The organism is Enterobacter cloacae complex sp. P1B, assembly GCF_014982345.1.
GTDB classification, from domain to species: Bacteria; Pseudomonadota; Gammaproteobacteria; order Enterobacterales; family Enterobacteriaceae; genus Enterobacter; species Enterobacter bugandensis.
In genome coordinates this window covers 1-17,934 of sequence record NZ_JADCLF010000007.1, presented here as the reverse complement: position 1 = coordinate 17,934, position 17,934 = coordinate 1, and the positions used below count along the sequence as shown (strand labels likewise).

Annotated in this window: 15 protein-coding genes; 8 read left to right on the top strand and 7 right to left on the bottom strand. The window is 56.0% G+C overall.

Annotated features, from left to right (window positions below):
- Positions 1-54: 54 nt before the first annotated feature.
- From mnmG to asnC, 3 genes are all read right to left on the bottom strand, one after another.
- Entirely contained in the window at positions 55-1,944 is a 1,890-nt protein-coding gene (gene mnmG, locus INF77_RS07285; RefSeq protein ID WP_045261176.1) for a tRNA uridine-5-carboxymethylaminomethyl(34) synthesis enzyme MnmG, read from the bottom strand.
- Positions 1,945-2,318: 374 nt separating this feature from the next.
- A complete protein-coding gene (gene mioC / locus INF77_RS07280) occupies positions 2,319-2,768 on the bottom strand; it encodes an FMN-binding protein MioC (protein WP_193532916.1) in 450 nt (149 codons plus the stop codon).
- A gap of 90 nt (positions 2,769-2,858) precedes the next feature.
- Positions 2,859-3,317 (bottom strand): transcriptional regulator AsnC, encoded by a 459-nt coding sequence (asnC, locus tag INF77_RS07275; protein ID WP_008500198.1) that lies wholly within the window; start codon positions 3,315-3,317, stop codon positions 2,859-2,861.
- A 151-nt stretch (positions 3,318-3,468) separates the two neighbouring features.
- On the opposite strand from asnC, the gene asnA reads away from it, so the two are divergent.
- Positions 3,469-4,461: an aspartate--ammonia ligase gene (asnA, locus tag INF77_RS07270; RefSeq protein ID WP_041911750.1), complete on the top strand. Its 993-nt coding sequence runs from the start codon at positions 3,469-3,471 to the stop codon at positions 4,459-4,461.
- On the opposite strand, the gene viaA is transcribed toward asnA, so the two are convergent.
- Both viaA and ravA read right to left on the bottom strand, forming a co-directional pair.
- Complete coding sequence (gene viaA / locus INF77_RS07265; RefSeq protein ID WP_150145080.1) at positions 4,462-5,913, bottom strand: ATPase RavA stimulator ViaA; 1,452 nt, start codon at positions 5,911-5,913, stop codon at positions 4,462-4,464.
- The gene (ravA, locus tag INF77_RS07260) at positions 5,907-7,403 is read right to left on the bottom strand and encodes an ATPase RavA (RefSeq protein WP_045631286.1); all 1,497 of its coding nucleotides are present in this window, start codon (positions 7,401-7,403) and stop codon (positions 5,907-5,909) included. Before ravA ends, viaA begins: the two co-directional genes overlap by 7 nt.
- 221 nt (positions 7,404-7,624) lie before the next feature.
- Here ravA and kup point away from each other — a divergent pair, with 221 nt between their 5' ends.
- The 7 genes from kup to rbsR all read left to right on the top strand — a co-directional run bounded on the left by kup (position 7,625) and on the right by rbsR (position 15,575).
- Entirely contained in the window at positions 7,625-9,493 is a 1,869-nt protein-coding gene (kup, locus tag INF77_RS07255) for a low affinity potassium transporter Kup (RefSeq protein ID WP_045261172.1), read from the top strand.
- Between the two features lie 227 nt (positions 9,494-9,720).
- A complete protein-coding gene (rbsD, locus tag INF77_RS07250; protein WP_003862392.1) occupies positions 9,721-10,140 on the top strand; it encodes a D-ribose pyranase in 420 nt (139 codons plus the stop codon).
- Between the two features lie 7 nt (positions 10,141-10,147).
- Complete coding sequence (gene rbsA / locus INF77_RS07245; RefSeq protein ID WP_041911754.1) at positions 10,148-11,653, top strand: ribose ABC transporter ATP-binding protein RbsA; 1,506 nt, start codon at positions 10,148-10,150, stop codon at positions 11,651-11,653.
- 4 nt (positions 11,654-11,657) lie between these two features.
- Entirely contained in the window at positions 11,658-12,623 is a 966-nt protein-coding gene (rbsC, locus tag INF77_RS07240; RefSeq protein WP_006808742.1) for a ribose ABC transporter permease, read from the top strand.
- Between the two features lie 27 nt (positions 12,624-12,650).
- Positions 12,651-13,541 carry a ribose ABC transporter substrate-binding protein RbsB gene (gene rbsB, locus INF77_RS07235; protein WP_010426610.1) on the top strand — a complete coding sequence of 297 codons (891 nt, stop codon included), beginning with the start codon at positions 12,651-12,653 and terminating at the stop codon, positions 13,539-13,541.
- A 108-nt stretch (positions 13,542-13,649) separates the two neighbouring features.
- The gene (rbsK, locus tag INF77_RS07230; protein WP_063155251.1) at positions 13,650-14,579 is read left to right on the top strand and encodes a ribokinase; all 930 of its coding nucleotides are present in this window, start codon (positions 13,650-13,652) and stop codon (positions 14,577-14,579) included.
- 3 nt (positions 14,580-14,582) lie between these two features.
- Positions 14,583-15,575, top strand: a complete 993-nt coding sequence (gene rbsR / locus INF77_RS07225; RefSeq protein ID WP_072252026.1) for a ribose operon transcriptional repressor RbsR — start codon at positions 14,583-14,585, stop codon at positions 15,573-15,575.
- Here the strand turns inward: rbsR and mdtD are convergent.
- Together mdtD and INF77_RS07215 are read right to left on the bottom strand one after the other, a co-directional pair.
- Positions 15,541-16,974: a multidrug transporter subunit MdtD gene (gene mdtD, locus INF77_RS07220; RefSeq protein WP_193532917.1), complete on the bottom strand. Its 1,434-nt coding sequence runs from the start codon at positions 16,972-16,974 to the stop codon at positions 15,541-15,543. The two genes, rbsR and mdtD, sit on opposite strands and share 35 nt — an antisense overlap.
- Positions 16,971-17,678 carry a FadR/GntR family transcriptional regulator gene (locus tag INF77_RS07215; protein ID WP_028014903.1) on the bottom strand — a complete coding sequence of 236 codons (708 nt, stop codon included), beginning with the start codon at positions 17,676-17,678 and terminating at the stop codon, positions 16,971-16,973. The genes mdtD and INF77_RS07215 overlap by 4 nt, the downstream gene beginning before the upstream one ends.
- Positions 17,679-17,934 lie beyond the last annotated feature (256 nt).

The following is a 17,934-nucleotide window of genomic DNA, read 5'->3' as shown; positions in this document are numbered from 1 at the left end:
CTACGAATAAGTAGGGCGGGTCAGCGAAGCGCTACCCGCCAAAAGCAATGTCAATTACGCGCTACGGCGCAGCATGCCCTGCTTTTTCAGCCACACCAGCAGGATCGAAATCGCCGCCGGCGTAACGCCCGAGATACGGGAGGCCTGGCCAATCGATACCGGTTTGTGATCGTTCAGCTTAGCGATCACTTCGTTGGAAAGGCCCGTCACCTGACGGTAGTCCAGCATTTCCGGCAGCAGCGTGTTTTCGTTGCGCTGCTGTTTTTCGATCTCATCCTGCTGACGCGCGATGTAGCCTTCGTACTTCACCTGAATTTCGACCTGCTCGGCAGCTTCAGCGTCTTCAAGGCCCGGTGCGAACGCGGTCAGTTTGACCAGATTCTCGTAGGTGACTTCAGGACGACGCAGCAGATCTTCGCCGCTGGCTTCACGCGACAGCGGCGCTGTTAAGTGAGCGTTCACTTCGGCAGCGGTTTCCGCCTGTGGGTTTACCCACGTGGTTTTCAGGCGCTGACGTTCCTGTTCAATACGTTCCAGCTTCTCGTTAAAGCGCGCCCAGCGTTCGTCATCCACCAGACCCAGCTCGCGGCCTATCTCGGTCAGACGCAGGTCGGCGTTGTCCTCGCGCAGCATCAGACGATATTCCGCGCGAGAGGTAAACATACGGTACGGTTCTTTGGTGCCCAGCGTGCAGAGATCGTCGACCAAAACGCCCAGATAGGCCTGAGAACGCGCCGGCGCCCAGCCCTCTTTCTCGGCAGAGAAGCGGGCAGCGTTCAGACCGGCAAGCAACCCCTGCGCTGCGGCTTCTTCGTAGCCGGTGGTGCCGTTAATCTGCCCCGCGAAGAACAGGCCGTGGATGAATTTGCTCTCCAGCGTCGGCTTCAGGTCACGCGGGTCGAAGAAATCGTACTCAATAGCGTAGCCAGGGCGAACGATTTTCGCATTCTCCATCCCCTGCATTGAGCGAACAATTTGCATCTGCACGTCGAATGGCAGGCTGGTGGAGATGCCGTTCGGGTAAATTTCGTTCGAGGTCAGCCCTTCCGGCTCCAGGAAGATCTGGTGCTGGTTACGATCGGCAAAGCGCATCACTTTGTCTTCGATCGACGGGCAGTAACGTGGGCCGATCCCTTCGATCACGCCAGCGTACATTGGGCTGCGATCGAGGTTATTGCGGATCACGTCATGGGTTTTTTCGTTGGTATGCGTGATGTAGCAAGGTACCTGCTGCGGGTGTTGCGCCGCGTTGCCCATGAACGAGAAAACCGGCATCGGGTTATCGCCGTGCTGTTGGGCCAGTACGCTGAAATCAATGGTGCGCGCATCGATACGCGGCGGCGTGCCGGTTTTCAGACGGCTGACGCGCAGCGGCAGTTCACGCAGACGACGAGACAGCGGAATGGACGGCGGATCGCCAGCACGGCCACCGCTGTAGTTGTCCAGACCAATATGGATTTTGCCGTCCAGGAATGTCCCGACCGTAAGCACCACGGCTTTGGCGCGGAACTTGAGGCCCATCTGGGTCACGGCGCCCACGACGCGATCGTTCTCAACGATAAGATCTTCTACCGCCTGCTGGAAGATCATCAGGTTCGGCTGGTTCTCCAGCGCGGTGCGCACGGCCTGGCGGTAAAGCACGCGGTCTGCCTGCGCACGAGTGGCGCGAACAGCAGGGCCTTTACTCGCGTTTAGTATCCTAAACTGAATGCCCGCATGATCGATCGCTTTCGCCATCAAGCCGCCAAGTGCATCCACTTCTTTTACCAGGTGTCCTTTCCCAATGCCGCCAATCGCCGGATTACAGGACATTTGTCCCAGCGTGTCGATATTGTGTGTCAAAAGCAGGGTCTGCTGACCCATTCGCGCTGCGGCCATTGCGGCCTCAGTGCCTGCATGACCCCCGCCAATGATGATGACGTCAAAAGGATCCTGATAAAACATGGTGGTCTGCCTCGCGTAAAGCGGTATGAAAATGGATTGAAGCCCGGGCCGTGGATTCTACTCAACTTTAGTCTTTCGAGAAAGCATTGGGATCCTGGGCTATTAAAAAGAAGATCTTTTTATTTAGAGATCTGTTCTATTGTGATCTCTTATTAGGATCGTGGACACGTGTGGATAAGTCCGATCCTGCAAATAAGATCATGCAGTTAGGAAGGATCGTTTGCTGTGAATGATCGGTGATCCAGGACCGTATAAGCTGGGATCAGATCGCGACTTTATACACAGGCCAAAAACGACGCTAGGGTTGTTCTTTGGATAACTACGGGTTAATACGAGCTTTTAACCAGAGTTATCCACATCTGTTCGCGCGATCTTTAATCGTTTTTGAGTAAATTTTTCCATTCCGCGAGCCAGATCTCGGCTGGAACTTCCGGAATGTCATGATCGAGGATGTTGATCTTGAGCGTTTCACCCAGCTGTTTTGCTCCGCAAGCGGTAACAGCGGCTTCGACCTTCTCTATTGCCCCGCAAAAGGTGTCATATTCACGACTGCCGATCCCCACTGCGCCAAAACGGACGTTTGACAGGTCGGGCTGCTGTTCCAGCAGTTCGTCATATAAAGGTTGCAGGTTATCCGGCAGATCGCCCGCGCCGTGCGTGGAGGTGATCAGCAGCCAGACCCCGTCAGCCGGGAGATCTTCAAGCAGCGGCCCGTGCAGCGTTTGTGTAGAAAAGCCTGCATCTTCCAGCTTTTCAGCCAGATGTTCCGCTACGTATTCCGCACCGCCAAGAGTGCTGCCGCTGATAAGGGTAATGTCCGCCATTGATCGCTCGCTCAGATAAAGAGGGGATCATTGTACGCTGTGAACGAGCTGGGATCTACCTGTGGAAAATGTGGGAATGAATTTGCCCGATCACGGGCGGATGGTACGCATGATCGGGTTTTGCAGGGAGATCAGTGTCTCGGTGGACTGAATTTCATCGATTGTTTGGATCTTGTTGATAAGTACCTGCTGGAGGGCATCGATGGATCGGCACATCACCTTAATAAAGATGCTGTAGTGCCCGGTGGTGTAGTACGCCTCGGTGACTTCATCGAGCGCGTTCAGCTTTGCCAGCGCGGAGGGGTAGTCTTTTGCGCTTTTAAGAATAATGCCGATGAAGCAGCAGACGTCGTAACCCAGCTGTTTCGGGCTGACGTCGATGCGCGCACCGGTAATGATCCCTGCCTGCTTCATCTTCTCTACGCGAACGTGAATGGTTCCCGGGCTGACGCCAAACTGTTTCGCCAGTTCGGCGTAGGCTGTACGGGCATTGGCCATTAAGGCCTCAAGGATGCCGCGGTCCAGATTGTCGATCTGATAATTTTCCATAGCTTTTTCTTATGAAGATTAATGAATACGTCTATTCTAGCGTCTTATTTTAACGAATCAAAAGTGAAGGTGGCTTTTTGTTGATGGGTTATTGAATTAAGTGTCGATTCTGTTGCTTAATCATTATCAACAGGACGCAGGAGTATAAATAATGAAAACCGCTTACATCGCAAAACAACGCCAGATCAGTTTCGTAAAATCCCATTTTTCCCGCCAACTGGAAGAGAAGCTTGGTCTTATTGAAGTTCAGGCGCCGATTCTGAGCCGCGTGGGTGACGGGACGCAGGATAACCTGTCTGGATGCGAAAAAGCGGTACAGGTAAAAGTGAAAACACTGCCAGACGCCCAGTTCGAAGTGGTGCATTCCCTGGCGAAGTGGAAGCGTCAAACCCTGGGACAACACGACTTCAGCGCGGGCGAAGGGCTCTACACGCACATGAAAGCCCTTCGCCCCGATGAAGACCGCCTCTCCCCGATTCACTCTGTCTACGTTGACCAGTGGGACTGGGAGCGAGTAATGGGAGATGGTGAACGCCACGTCGGCACGCTGAAATCCACCGTTGAGGCGATCTACGCGGGGATCAAAGCGACCGAAGCAGCCGTGAGCAAAGAGTTTGGTCTGGTACCGTTCCTGCCGGATACGATCCACTTTGTCCACAGCCAGGAACTGCTGAGCCGCTTCCCGGATCTTGATGCCAAAGGCCGCGAGCGGGCGATCGCCAAAGAACTGGGCGCGGTATTTCTGATTGGCATCGGCGGCAAACTGTCTGATGGCAAACGTCACGACGTTCGTGCGCCGGATTATGATGACTGGAGCACCGCGGGCGAAAGCGAATATGCCGGTCTGAACGGCGATATTCTGGTCTGGAACCCGGTTCTGGAAGATGCGTTTGAGCTCTCTTCGATGGGGATCCGCGTGGATGCAGAGGCGCTGAAGCGCCAGCTGGCGGTGACTGGTGATGAAGATCGCCTTAAATTAGAGTGGCATCAGGCGCTGTTGCGTGGTGAAATGCCGCAGACCATCGGCGGCGGTATCGGGCAGTCCCGTCTGACCATGCTGCTGCTGCAACTGTCTCACATTGGCCAGGTGCAGTGTGGGGTCTGGCCGCAGCAGGTACGTGAAAGCGTCGATTCTCTTCTTTAATTAACGCCGCCAGCGTCTGAGCAGACGGCTACGCAACCCGGTATCAAAGCGCCAGATATGATCGAAGATGCGCATGATGCCGGGTTTTCCATGTGCGGACATCGCCACGGCATGAAAACGGTGCTGGTGCACGCGTTGCAGCTCCTTCACTTTATTTACCACATCTTCCGGCAGCCGCTGGGCAATGAAATCGGAAATCACCACCGCGTCAGCGTCGTACCAGTCGCCGCCCTGCATCCGTTCTACAATGCTGCGAAAACAGCTGGCCAGATCGGTGCCGCCGCGAAAACGCTGGCTTAAAAAGCGGATGGCCTGCTCAATGCCCTGCTGGTTCGTCAGCTCATAGCCCACGACTTCGCTGGAGAAGAGCATGATAAAGCAGCGACGGCGGTCAGCGAGCGCCACGCGCATCAGCGCCAGACAGAACGCCTTCGCACACTGCTCGTTAAAGCCGCCCATTGAGCCGGACGTATCCACGCAGACAATAAACGGCCCGCGCGGCTGCTCATCAAAGTCCTGATGCACGACCGGGCGCTGGCTGAGCTTCTCTCGCCAGGCTTCGCCGTGCAGCCGATAGGTGAGAAGCTGTTTTTCCACCAGCCGCCGGTAAAACTCATACTCCAGTTCGGTCATCCCCAGCGTGCTTAGCTCGGTCGGCAGCAGGCGCAGGATGTCATCGCTTTGCTGGAGTCCGTCGACCTGCTCCGGCACGGTAGCCGGTTCGCGTACAAGGGTGCGGAAGGTTTCCATCGGGGCATCCTTCTTTGGGACCGATTTGGCCTCTCGCGAGCGGCCGAGCTGTTCCGCGAGCTTCATCAGCTCCGGCTGCTGGGTAAGAAAGTCGCCGTACTTCACGATCAGTTGATAATCCCCGCGCCGCAGCTGCCCGGCGCTCATATCCCAGAGGCGACCAGCGGCGTTTTCATTTTCTACCAGCACCTCTTCGAGCTGGCCACTCAGCGTCATGCGTTCCTGGACTTCGCTGAGCAGCTGTTCCCGCTCTTCATCCAGAAGCTGTTGGTTCAGCGTGGTAGCCTGGACGACCAGGCTCAGGCGCCAGCGCTGTAAAAAGAGGGTGTGCAGCGCCGGGGTAAAGGTGACGTTTTCTGTGACCAGCGTTCTGGCCTGGCCGGCAAACGGAGAGTGGACTTTATCGAGCAGGGTAAGGGTTTGCGGGATCTGGACGATAAACTGTGGCGTCGATAGCCGCTGACACTGCTGATAGGCCGCGACTTCCTCCGTCAGTTCGGGCGGGACTTCTGTCTCCTTAAACCGCTGCCGCAGATTGTCGCGCCAGCGCGGGAGATCGTCCGTCATCGCTTTTTTGAGCTTCGGGAATTTTTCAAAGAAGGCCGCCAGCTGCGGCGATGCCAGAAGGGTAATCACCACCTCCTCGATCAACCCTTCCTCGCTGACGGCCAGCATCATATTGAGCGTGTCCAGCGTTAGCATTGACGCGCCTGTTTGATCTGCGCGCTGACGTCCTGCAGGCTGGCTTCAATGCGACCTAGCCAGTCGCTATGAATAAAGAGGCATTTTTGCTGCTCGCTGAAGCGGGTGTGCTGCTGATGCCATTCGGTATCCAGCGCTTCCAGCTGCTGTTTAATCTCTTCCGGCACGCTGTCCGAGGCGGTGCCGGGAAGCGCAAGACGCGATCCCTGAAGGCTCACGTCGCGGATCACCAGGTGCTGACTGCTGTCCACTTCCATATTCAGCGGCTGCGCGAAACCGATGCCGTTGAGCTTTCCGCGGATCTCCCCGCCCTTATCCAGCCACTGCGCCAGCGGCTCGCGTTCAATCGTAATGTGCACCACCTGCATATCATGCAGCTTGAGGGGCTGCTGGAGCAGCAGTGTCAGCGTCGTGCCGGTCAGATCGGCGGGTAGCTCGTAATGCGGTTTGCGGGCGAACATGCCGCCCAGTCGGTTCACTTTTAGCGCGGTTTTATCGCTTTGCTGCTGCTGGAGCTGAATGCGCCGTTGGGCAATCGCCCCCAGCTGGTTGAGCATCGCCTGCTGCCCCCAGGCGTGCCCGGTCATCAAAACGTCCAGCTGCTGCTGCATCAGGTTCATGCCTTCTGCGTCGTGCCAGAGGCAGTCTTTTAGCAGGATCAGATCGATAGGGGCGACCGCGTCGCGACCGCTGAACAGCGCGCTGGCCTGGAGCAGACGGATCGCTTTTTTCCAGCGACGATCCGAGACGTACGGGGCGGAAGGCAGGGAATCAAGCTGCTGGCGCAGCATGAAGATCAGCTCAAAGACGGCGTCGGGCAGCTTAATTTTACCGATCTCGTCCTGCCACTGATGGTACTCCTCGTCCGTCACCTGCAGTGAAGGCGCGACCGGGTTTTCGTTTTCGTCCTGCTGGCTCACCAGCATTGAACGGAAGTTTGATTTATCCTGGACTTTATCCAGCCACAGGCGGATCAGCATGCGGTCATACAGCGCTTCCAGGCTGCTGTCGGCTTCGGGCAGTTCGTTTGACGCGGCCACCAGCAGGCGCATGGGGATCTTCTCTTCGCTCGCGCCGTTGCGGAAGCGGCGTTCGTTGATTGCCGTCAGCAGGGTATTCAGAATGGCCGGGCCGGCTTTCCAGATCTCATCAAGAAAGACGATTTCCGCTTCCGGGAGATAGCCCGCCGTCAGACGCTCATAGCGCCCTTCATCTTTTAGCGCCTGAATAGAAAGCGGGCCGAAAACTTCTTCTGGCGTGGAGAAGCGCGTCATCAAATACTCGAATGCGCGAGCGTTCTGGAAAGCGAACTTTAGGCGGCGTGCAATCAAACTTTTGGCAATGCCCGGCGGTCCCAGCAGAAATACGCTTTCACCGCTCAATGCCGCCAGCAGGCAAAGGCGAATGGCGTGGCTACGCTCGTAAAGGCCTTTCTCCAGCGCGCTGCTGAGGCGGGAAATTCTTTCTGCTAATAAATGTGAGTGAGCCATAATAGTTTTGCATCCTTTCGCCGTTGTGGCGGCCAATTGAAGCGAGTATAGACGTTTCAGTCAGGGCTGGTAATAGGCTGAAGTGCGGCGCAATTTTCTTTGCGCTACATTAATGCGGTTGCATTTAGGGGTACGATTTTGCAATGAATCGTGCATACTGTGCGCTTTTTGTGGACCAAGGGACAGGAACACATTTGTTATTTAAACGAAAAGACTAGTCTATGAGCACTGATAATAAGCAATCATTACCCGCAATAACGCTTGCGGCGATCGGGGTTGTCTACGGTGATATCGGCACCAGCCCACTTTATACGCTTCGTGAATGTTTGTCCGGCCAGTTTGGCTTTGGTGTTGAGCGCGATGCCGTGTTTGGCTTCCTGTCCCTCATCTTCTGGCTGCTGATTCTGGTCGTTTCCGTTAAATATCTCTCCTTCGTTATGCGTGCAGATAATGCGGGCGAAGGCGGGATCCTGACCCTGATGTCCCTTGCCGGTCGCAATACCTCGGCCAGAATGACGTCTGTGCTGGTGATTATCGGCCTGATAGGTGGCAGCTTCTTCTACGGGGAAGTGGTGATAACACCGGCTATCTCGGTGCTCTCGGCGATTGAAGGGCTGGAGATTATTGCCCCGCAGCTTGATGCCTGGGTTGTCCCGCTGGCAATCATCGTGTTGACGCTGCTGTTCATGATCCAGAAACACGGTACCGGGCTGGTGGGCAAACTGTTTGCGCCGATTATGCTGGCCTGGTTCCTAATCCTGGCGGCGCTCGGTTTGCGCAGCATTATTGCGAACCCGGAAGTGCTGCATGCGCTGAACCCTTACTGGGCGGTGCATTTCTTCCTTGAATACAAAGTGGTTTCCTTCGTGGCTCTGGGTGCGGTCGTGCTCTCCATCACCGGTGTGGAGGCGCTCTATGCTGACATGGGGCATTTCGGGAAGCTGCCTATCCGCGTGGCATGGTTTATTGTGGTGCTCCCGTCGCTGGTGCTGAACTACTTCGGTCAGGGCGCGCTGTTGCTCAAGAACCCGGAAGCGATTAAGAACCCATTCTTCCTGCTGGCGCCTGACTGGGCGCTGGTGCCTATGCTGATCCTCGCAACGCTGGCGACCGTGATAGCCTCTCAGGCGGTGATTTCCGGGGTGTTCTCTCTGACCCGTCAGGCCGTTCGTCTGGGATATCTCTCGCCAATGCGCATCATCCATACCTCAGAGATGGAGTCGGGCCAGATCTACATCCCGTTCGTTAACTGGCTGCTCTACTTTGCTGTTGTGATCGTGATTGTTAGCTTCGAACACTCCAGTAATCTGGCGGCGGCCTACGGTATTGCCGTGACCGGTACGATGGTGCTGACGTCGCTTCTCTCCACTACGGTGGCGTACCGCAACTGGCACTGGAATAAGTTCCTCGTGGGGATGATTCTGGTGGGCTTCCTGTGCATTGACGTGCCGCTGTTCTCTGCGAACCTCGACAAAATTGTCTCCGGTGGCTGGCTGCCGCTGACGCTGGGCCTGTTGATGTTCATTGTCATGACCACATGGAAAAGCGAGCGCTTCCGCCTGCTGCGCCGCATGCATGAGCACGGTAATTCTCTGGAGGCGATGATCGCGTCGCTTGAGAAATCCCCGCCGGTGCGCGTGCCGGGTACCGCGGTTTACATGTCTCGTGCCCTGAATGTGATCCCGTTTGCGCTGATGCATAACCTTAAGCACAACAAAGTGCTGCACGAGCGCGTGATCCTGCTGACGCTGCGCACCGAAGATGCGCCGTACGTTCACAACGTGCGCCGCGTACAGATTGAGCAGCTGTCCCCGACCTTCTGGCGCGTGGTGGCGAGCTACGGCTGGCGCGAAACGCCGAACGTGGAAGAGGTGTTCCACCGCTGCGGTCTGGAAGGGTTAAGCTGCCGGATGATGGAGACGTCGTTCTTTATGTCCCACGAGTCGCTGATCATCGGCAAGCGCCCATGGTACCTGCGTCTGCGCGGCAAGCTGTATCTGATCCTGCAGCGTAACGCCCTGCGCGCGCCTGACCAGTTTGAGATCCCGCCTAACCGCGTCATTGAGCTGGGGACGCAGGTTGAGATTTAAGTCTCCGTGCGGCCTGATGCCCTCACCCCGTCCCTCTCCCACAGGGAGAGGGCGCAAACATCTAAAACGGTAACCTGACGGTTACCGTTTTGCATTTACCTCCCCCTCCATTTCACTTAGCGAAACGTTTCGACGTTGATCACAAATCCGTTACGTCATGATGGTTTTCTGAACATTTATGCGGCTACACTATTTTTAGCGAAACGTTTCGCTAGTGGAGCAAGAAAATGAAGAAAGGCACGGTTCTCAACTCAGAAATCTCATCGGTTATTTCCCGTCTTGGGCATACCGATACGCTGGTGGTTTGCGATGCAGGCTTACCGGTTCCGCGCAGCACAACCCGTATCGATATGGCGTTAACGCAGGGCGTGCCCTCGTTTATGCAGGTACTGGAGGTGGTGACGGCGGAGATGCAGGTTGAGGCGGCCATTCTCGCGGCGGAAATCAAACAACATAATCCGCAACTCCACGAAACGTTGCTCAGCCACATTGAGCAACTGCAACAACACCAGGGAAACACCATAGAAATTCGTTACACAACGCACGAACAGTTCAAACAACAAACCGCAGACAGTCAGGCGGTGATTCGCAGCGGGGAGTGTTCCCCGTATGCGAATATCATTCTCTGTGCTGGCGTCACCTTCTGAGGCCATCATGGACGCATTACTGCAACTCAAAGGGATCGATAAGTCGTTCCCGGGCGTAAAAGCCCTCTCCGGTGCGGCGCTTAACGTCTACCCAGGACGCGTGATGGCGCTGGTGGGCGAAAACGGTGCCGGCAAATCCACCATGATGAAAGTGCTGACCGGGATCTACCAGCGCGATGCCGGTTCACTCGTTTGGCTGGGTAAAGAAACCACCTTTAACGGCCCGAAATCCTCTCAGGAAGCGGGCATCGGCATTATTCACCAGGAGCTGAACCTGATCCCGCAGCTGACCATTGCGGAAAACATCTTCCTGGGCCGCGAGTTCGTGAACCGGTTCGGCAAAATCGACTGGAAAACCATGTACGCCGAAGCGGACAAGCTGCTGGCGAAGCTGAACCTGCGCTTTAAGAGCGACCGCCTGGTGGGCGACCTTTCCATCGGCGATCAGCAGATGGTGGAAATCGCGAAGGTGCTGAGCTTCGAGTCGAAGGTCATCATTATGGATGAACCGACCGATGCCCTGACCGATACCGAAACCGAATCCCTGTTCCGCGTGATCCGCGAGCTGAAAGCGCAGGGGCGCGGCATTGTCTATATCTCTCACCGCATGAAAGAGATCTTCGAAATTTGCGACGACGTTACCGTCTTCCGCGACGGCCAGTTTATCGCCGAGCGCGAAGTGGCGACGCTGACCGAAGATACGCTGATCGAAATGATGGTGGGACGTAAGCTCGAAGACCAATATCCGCATCTGGACAAAGCGCCGGGCGAGATCCGCCTGAAGGTAGATAACCTCTGCGGCCCAGGCGTAAACGATGTGACCTTTACCCTGCGTCAGGGCGAGATCCTGGGCGTGGCGGGCCTGATGGGCGCGGGCCGTACCGAGCTGATGAAAGTGCTGTACGGCGCACTGCCGCGCACCAGCGGTTACGTTACCCTTGACGGCCATGAAGTGGTGACCCGCTCGCCTCAGGACGGGCTGGCGAACGGCATCGTCTATATCTCCGAAGACCGCAAGCGCGACGGCTTAGTGCTGGGCATGTCGGTGAAAGAGAATATGTCCCTCACCGCGCTGCGCTATTTCAGCCATAGCGGCGGCAGCCTGAAGCATAAAGATGAGCAGCAGGCGGTCAGCGATTTTATCCGTCTCTTCAACGTTAAAACCCCGTCGATGGAGCAGGCTATTGGCCTGCTGTCCGGCGGGAATCAGCAGAAAGTGGCGATTGCCCGCGGGCTGATGACGCGCCCGAAGGTGTTGATCCTCGACGAGCCAACCCGCGGCGTGGACGTGGGCGCGAAAAAAGAGATCTATCAGCTGATTAACCAGTTCAAGGCCGACGGTCTGAGCATCATTCTGGTCTCTTCCGAGATGCCAGAGGTATTAGGCATGAGCGATCGCATTATCGTCATGCATGAAGGGCATCTCGGCGGTGAATTCACTCGCGAGCAGGCCACCCAGGAAGTTCTGATGGCTGCCGCTGTGGGCAAGCTTAATCGCGTGAATCAGGAGTAAGAAGATGACTACCCAGGCTGTTTCTGGTCGCCGCTATTTCACAAAGGCATGGCTGATGGAACAAAAATCGCTGATTGCCCTGCTGGTGCTGATCGCGATTGTCTCGACCATGAGCCCGAACTTTTTTACCGTCAATAATCTGTTCAACATTCTGCAGCAGACGTCGGTGAACGCCATTATGGCGGTCGGCATGACGCTGGTGATTTTGACCTCGGGTATCGATCTGTCCGTCGGTTCCCTGTTGGCGCTCACCGGTGCGATCGCCGCTTCAATTGTGGGAATTGAGGTCAACGCGCTGGTGGCCGTTGCGGCTGCACTGGCGGCTGGCGCGGCGATTGGTGCCGTTACCGGCGTGATTGTGGCAAAAGGCCGCGTTCAGGCGTTTATCGCCACGCTGGTGATGATGCTGCTGCTGCGCGGTGTGACCATGGTTTACACCAACGGTAGCCCGGTGAATACCGGGTTTACGGATAACGCGGATTTGTTTGGCTGGTTCGGTATCGGTCGCCCGCTGGGTGTCCCGACCCCGGTCTGGATCATGGCTATCGTCTTCCTGGCGGCGTGGTACATGCTGCACCATACCCGTCTGGGACGTTATATCTATGCCCTGGGCGGTAACGAAGCGGCCACGCGCCTGTCCGGTATCAGCGTTAATAAAGTCAAAATTATCGTGTACTCCCTGTGCGGCCTGCTGGCGTCACTGGCGGGCATCATCGAAGTGGCGCGCCTCTCTTCCGCGCAGCCGACGGCGGGGACGGGGTACGAGCTGGATGCCATCGCGGCGGTGGTTCTGGGCGGTACGAGCCTTGCGGGCGGTAAAGGTCGCATTGTTGGGACATTGATCGGCGCACTGATCCTCGGTTTCCTGAATAATGGTTTGAATTTGTTAGGTGTTTCCTCCTATTACCAGATGATCGTTAAGGCAGTGGTGATTTTGCTGGCGGTACTGGTAGACAACAAAAAACAGTAACTGACGACACTACAGGACATCTTAGATATGAACATGAAAAAACTGGCTACCCTGGTTTCCGCTGTCGCGCTGAGCGCAACCGTAAGTGCTAACGCCATGGCGAAAGATACCATCGCGCTGGTTGTCTCTACCCTGAACAACCCGTTCTTCGTCTCCCTGAAGGACGGTGCGCAGAAAGAAGCGGACAAACTGGGCTACAACCTGGTGGTGCTGGATTCACAGAACAACCCGGCGAAAGAGCTGGCTAACGTTCAGGACTTAACCGTTCGTGGCACCAAAATTCTGCTGATCAACCCAACCGATTCTGATGCCGTAGGCAACGCCGTGAAGATGGCAAACCAGGCGAAAATTCCGGTGATCACTCTGGACCGTCAGGCAACGAAAGGCGAAGTTGTGAGCCACATTGCGTCTGATAACGTGCTGGGCGGTAAAATTGCTGGTGACTACATCGCGAAGAAAGCCGGTGAAGGCGCGAAAGTTATCGAACTGCAGGGCATTGCCGGGACTTCTGCAGCCCGCGAGCGTGGTGAAGGCTTCCAGCAGGCCGTGGCTGCACACAAATTCAACGTGCTGGCCAGCCAGCCGGCAGACTTCGACCGTACTAAGGGTCTGAACGTCATGCAGAACCTGCTGACCGCGCATCCAGATGTGCAGGCGGTATTTGCACAGAACGATGAAATGGCGCTGGGCGCGCTGCGTGCCCTGCAGACCGCAGGTAAATCAGATGTGATGGTTGTCGGATTTGACGGCACGCCGGATGGTGAAAAAGCAGTAAATGATGGCAAACTGGCTGCGACCATCGCTCAGCTACCTGAGCAGATTGGCGCGACTGGCGTTGAAACTGCCGACAAAGTGCTGAAGGGCGAAAAAGTTCAGGCCAAATACCCTGTTGACCTGAAGCTGGTCATTAAGCAGTAAAGGCGATTCAGGCAGTCGCTGGCTGCCTGAGGGACACCAAATAAAAGAAAAGTGTGGCATACGCCACCGGGTAATACCGGTGGCGCTCTCAGATGGACACCTCAATACATGAAAACCGCAGGCAACCTCGTCGTCCTTGGCAGTATCAATGCCGATCACATTCTTAACCTTGAAACGTTCCCCACTCCGGGCGAAACCGTCACCGGTAATCAGTATCAGGTCGCGTTCGGCGGTAAGGGCGCAAACCAGGCAGTTGCCGCCGGGCGCAGCGGGGCGAATATCGCGTTTATCGCCTGTACGGGTGATGACGATACCGGCGAGCGCGTACGCAAGCAGCTGGCGAGCGACAACATCGATATCGCACCGGTCAGCGTTGTCGCGGGAGAGTCTACCGGCGTGGCGCTGATTTTCGTTAACGCTGAAGGTGAGAATGTCATCGGTATTCATGCTGGCGCTAACGCAGCGCTAACAACGGAGCGCGTAGAAGCGCAACGTGCAATCATTGGCGGGGCCGAGGCCCTGCTGATGCAGCTGGAGTCCCCGGTTGAAAGCGTGCTGACCGCCGCGAAAATTGCGCATGAAAATCATACCACTGTCGTACTTAACCCTGCGCCTGCCCGTGTATTATCAGATGAACTGCTGGCGCTGGTGGACATCATTACGCCGAACGAAACCGAAGCGGAAAAGCTGACGGGCATTCGCGTTGAAAATGACAATGATGCCGCGCGTGCGGCGAAAGTGCTGCATGCAAAAGGCATCGGGACCGTTATCATTACTCTTGGTAGCCGCGGGGTGTGGGCTAGCGTCAATGGCGAAGGCCGTCGCGTGCCGGGCTTTAAGGTCAAAGCCATTGATACCATCGCCGCTGGAGACACCTTCAATGGTGCGCTGGTGACGGCATTGCTGGAAGGAAAAGCGATGGATGACGCGATCCGCTTTGCGCATGCCGCCGCCGCGATTGCGGTGACGCGCAAAGGCGCACAGCCTTCCGTTCCGTGGCGTAAAGAGATCGATGAATTCTTAAGTCAGCAGGGGTAACGCTTGGCTACGATGAAAGATGTCGCCCGCATGGCGGGCGTTTCTACTTCGACCGTCTCTCACGTTATTAATAACGACCGCTTCGTCAGCGAGGCGATTCGGGAGAAAGTCGAAGCCGCAGTAAAAGACCTCAACTATGCGCCGTCGGCGCTGGCGCGCAGTCTGAAGCTTAACCAGACGCGCACCATCGGCATGCTGATCACGGCCAGTACCAATCCTTTCTATTCTGAACTTGTTCGTGGCGTAGAGCGCAGCTGCTTCGAGCGTGGCTACAGTCTGGTGCTGTGCAATACCGAAGGCGACGAGCAGCGCATGAACCGCAACCTGGAAACGCTGATGCAAAAACGCGTCGACGGGCTGCTGCTGCTCTGTACCGAAACGCATCAACCTTCAAAAGAGATCATTCAGCGCTATCCTTCTATTCCCACGGTAATGATGGACTGGGCGCCGTTCGACGGGACCAGCGATCTGATTCAGGATAACTCGCTGCTGGGCGGCGATATGGCGACGCAGCACCTGATTGATAAAGGCTATACCCGCATTGCCTGCATTACCGGCCCGCTGGATAAAACCCCGGCGCGCTTGCGTCTGGAAGGCTATCTTTCGGCAATGGAGCGGGCAGGGCTTGCCATTCCTGATGGCTATCGCATCACCGGCGATTTCGAGTTTAACGGCGGTTTCGAGGCAATGCAGACGCTGCTGGCGCAAGAGCCTCGCCCGCAGGCGGTGTTTATCGGCAACGATGCGATGGCGTTTGGTGCCTATCAGGCGCTGTATCAGGCGGGATTGCGCGTTCCGGACGATATGGCGATCGTCGGTTACGATGATATCGAACTGGCGCGCTACATGACGCCGCCGCTGACCACGATCCATCAGCCGAAGGATGAACTGGGTGAGCTGGCCATCGACGTGTTGATCCACCGTATGGCGCAGCCCACGCTGCAACAGCAACGTTTGCAGCTTACTCCTGTTCTGATGGAACGCGGTTCGGTTTAGCTTTCTCTTTGTGACGCTCTTTAATCAGGTTCCGGCCATCTTTCGGTTTTAACAACATAAAGACCAGCGCCGACACCACGGTAAGCACGCCCATGGTGATAAAGGTATAGTGGAACTGCTCAACGGTATTCGTGCCGTCAAACCCTTCATAAAACCGCAGCACCGCCGCGCTCACGGCTACCCCGAGGCTGATCGACAGCTGTTGGGTCACCGCCAGTACGCTGTTGCCGCTGCTCGCGTTCTCGTCGGTCAGGTCCGCAAGGGTGATGGTGTTCATCGACGTGAACTGCGTTGACATCGCCATTCCCAGCACAAACAGCGGCAGGATCAACATCCAGACCGGTAACGCCGCGGATTGCAGCGAGAACTGCGCAATCATCAGACCGATAAAGACCGTCACGCCAACCAGCGTTTTACGATAGCCAAACCAGCGCAGTACCTGTGTGACCGTCGATTTCGCCAGAATGGAACCCATTGCCGTGGGCGCCATCATGCAGCCGGCAATCAGCGCCGGGTAGCCGAACCCCACCTGCAGCATCAATGGCATCAGGAACGGTACGCAGCCTGTGCCCAGACGTGAGGCAATATTGCCCGCGATCCCGACGGAAAAGGTTCGGGTGTTAAAGAGAGATAAAGAGATAAGCGGTGTCGGGTGACGACGCGCATGGCGTATATAAAGAAGGAACAGCAGAATACCACTGAGGATGACGGCGAGCGCCAGCCACGTTTCAACGAGCTTCTCGCCAATGAGCTCCATGCCACTGGAGAACAGCACCAGGCTCAGTCCAAACAGGAAAAAGCCGCCCATATCGAAGCTGCGCCTTGGCGTGGTGAAGTTCGGCATATATTTGCGGGCATAGATCAGCCCTGCCACGCCAATCGGAATATTAATCAGGAAAATCCAGTGCCAGCTTGCCCAGGTAACCAGCACACCCCCGAGGACCGGGCCAAGTATTGGGCCGACCAGCCCCGGCATGGTGACAAAGTTGAGTACGGGGAGCAGTTCGCTGCGTGGGTAGGCACGCAGCAAAGCGAGGCGCGCCACCGGCATCATCATCGCGCCGCCTATTCCCTGCAGTACGCGAAAGATAACCAGCTCCGTTAATGAAGTGGAGAGCGCGCAGGCCAGTGAACCGAGCGTAAAGAGCGTTACGGCCAGCATGAAAACTCTGCGGGTACCGAAGCGATCGGCCAGCCAGCCACTTACCGGGATCAACATCGCCACCGTGAGGGTGTAGCTGATGATGGCGGACTGCATTGCCAGCGGGGAGCGGTTAAGGCTTTGCGCAATGGCGGGAAGCGCCGTATTGAGGATGGTGGCATCCAGTGCCTGCATAAAGAACGCCATGGCTGCAATCCACGGCAATCCGGCCATGCTGCGCGCTTTTTTCTCTGTCATTTATTTACCTGCTGGTGGGTTGGTGCGGTCAGCAATGCCTGACATGCAGTCAGGGCTCGCTGCCCGTCGCTCTCCTGAATGGCATCTACTATCGCCTGATGCAAATCCAGCTTTACCACTTCGTCTTGTGTAATAGAGGTAAAGTAGGTGTGGTACACCGAATGGAATAACGAAGCAAAGGAAGTGAGGAACGGATTGGCGCTCATCATATAGATATGTTCATGCCAGGCCATATCGACCTCAATCCATCGTTCCCGGTTGAAGTGTTTTTTCAGGAACACCATCTCTTCCATGAGTGCGTTAAGCTGCGCTTTCTGCTCTGCTGTCCCGAGCGTGGCGGCAAGCAGGCATGCCTGAGGTTCAAGGCTGCTGCGCATTACAAGAAAGTGATCGACGACCTGATGAAAGTTGTCTTCGGTCATCCACCAGGAGAGCAGCTCCTGATCGAGAAAATTCCAGTTATTCTGTGGCATCACGCGCGTGCCAATACGAGGGCGTGGAAGCACCATACCTTTTGCCGTCAGGGTTTTCACCGCCTCGCGAACCGCGGTACGGCTTACTCCAAACTGCTCACCCAGCTCCAATTCGCCCGGCAGGATGCTCCCCGGGGCATATTTACCCGCTAAAATGCGCTGCGCCAGCTTTTCTGCCAGCACATAGGACAGATTTTTTTGGGCGGCCAGCTGTTGTGCGCTTAATGGCATCGCTTTTATTCCTTAATGTTTCATGCTGTTAATTATGCCACCTCGAATGTGATTGTGGTTGCAGATACATCAAATAGAACAATTTGTAGCTTGATATCACCTCTGTTGGTGAAAAAAAACACGGTCAGAAAGTTTTTTTGAATTTCCTCTTGTCACTTCAGAATAACTCCCTATAATGCGCCTCCACTGACACGGAATAACGGCACACACGCCGCCGGGTCATCAGAGAAAAGCGAAATAAACGCTTGACTCTGAA

Coding starts and splice junctions, on each gene's coding strand:
- rbsB (WP_010426610.1), top strand. CDS start 12,651: ATGAACATGAAAAAACTGGCTACCCTGGTTTCCGCTGTCGCGCTGAGC.
- rbsD (WP_003862392.1), top strand. CDS start 9,721: ATGAAGAAAGGCACGGTTCTCAACTCAGAAATCTCATCGGTTATTTCC.
- asnC (WP_008500198.1), bottom strand. CDS start 3,317: ATGGAAAATTATCAGATCGACAATCTGGACCGCGGCATCCTTGAGGCC.
- rbsA (WP_041911754.1), top strand. CDS start 10,148: ATGGACGCATTACTGCAACTCAAAGGGATCGATAAGTCGTTCCCGGGC.
- mioC (WP_193532916.1), bottom strand. CDS start 2,768: ATGGCGGACATTACCCTTATCAGCGGCAGCACTCTTGGCGGTGCGGAA.
- mdtD (WP_193532917.1), bottom strand. CDS start 16,974: ATGACAGAGAAAAAAGCGCGCAGCATGGCCGGATTGCCGTGGATTGCA.
- ravA (WP_045631286.1), bottom strand. CDS start 7,403: ATGGCTCACTCACATTTATTAGCAGAAAGAATTTCCCGCCTCAGCAGC.
- INF77_RS07215 (WP_028014903.1), bottom strand. CDS start 17,678: ATGCCATTAAGCGCACAACAGCTGGCCGCCCAAAAAAATCTGTCCTAT.
- rbsC (WP_006808742.1), top strand. CDS start 11,658: ATGACTACCCAGGCTGTTTCTGGTCGCCGCTATTTCACAAAGGCATGG.
- mnmG (WP_045261176.1), bottom strand. CDS start 1,944: ATGTTTTATCAGGATCCTTTTGACGTCATCATCATTGGCGGGGGTCAT.
- viaA (WP_150145080.1), bottom strand. CDS start 5,913: ATGCTAACGCTGGACACGCTCAATATGATGCTGGCCGTCAGCGAGGAA.
- asnA (WP_041911750.1), top strand. CDS start 3,469: ATGAAAACCGCTTACATCGCAAAACAACGCCAGATCAGTTTCGTAAAA.
- rbsK (WP_063155251.1), top strand. CDS start 13,650: ATGAAAACCGCAGGCAACCTCGTCGTCCTTGGCAGTATCAATGCCGAT.
- kup (WP_045261172.1), top strand. CDS start 7,625: ATGAGCACTGATAATAAGCAATCATTACCCGCAATAACGCTTGCGGCG.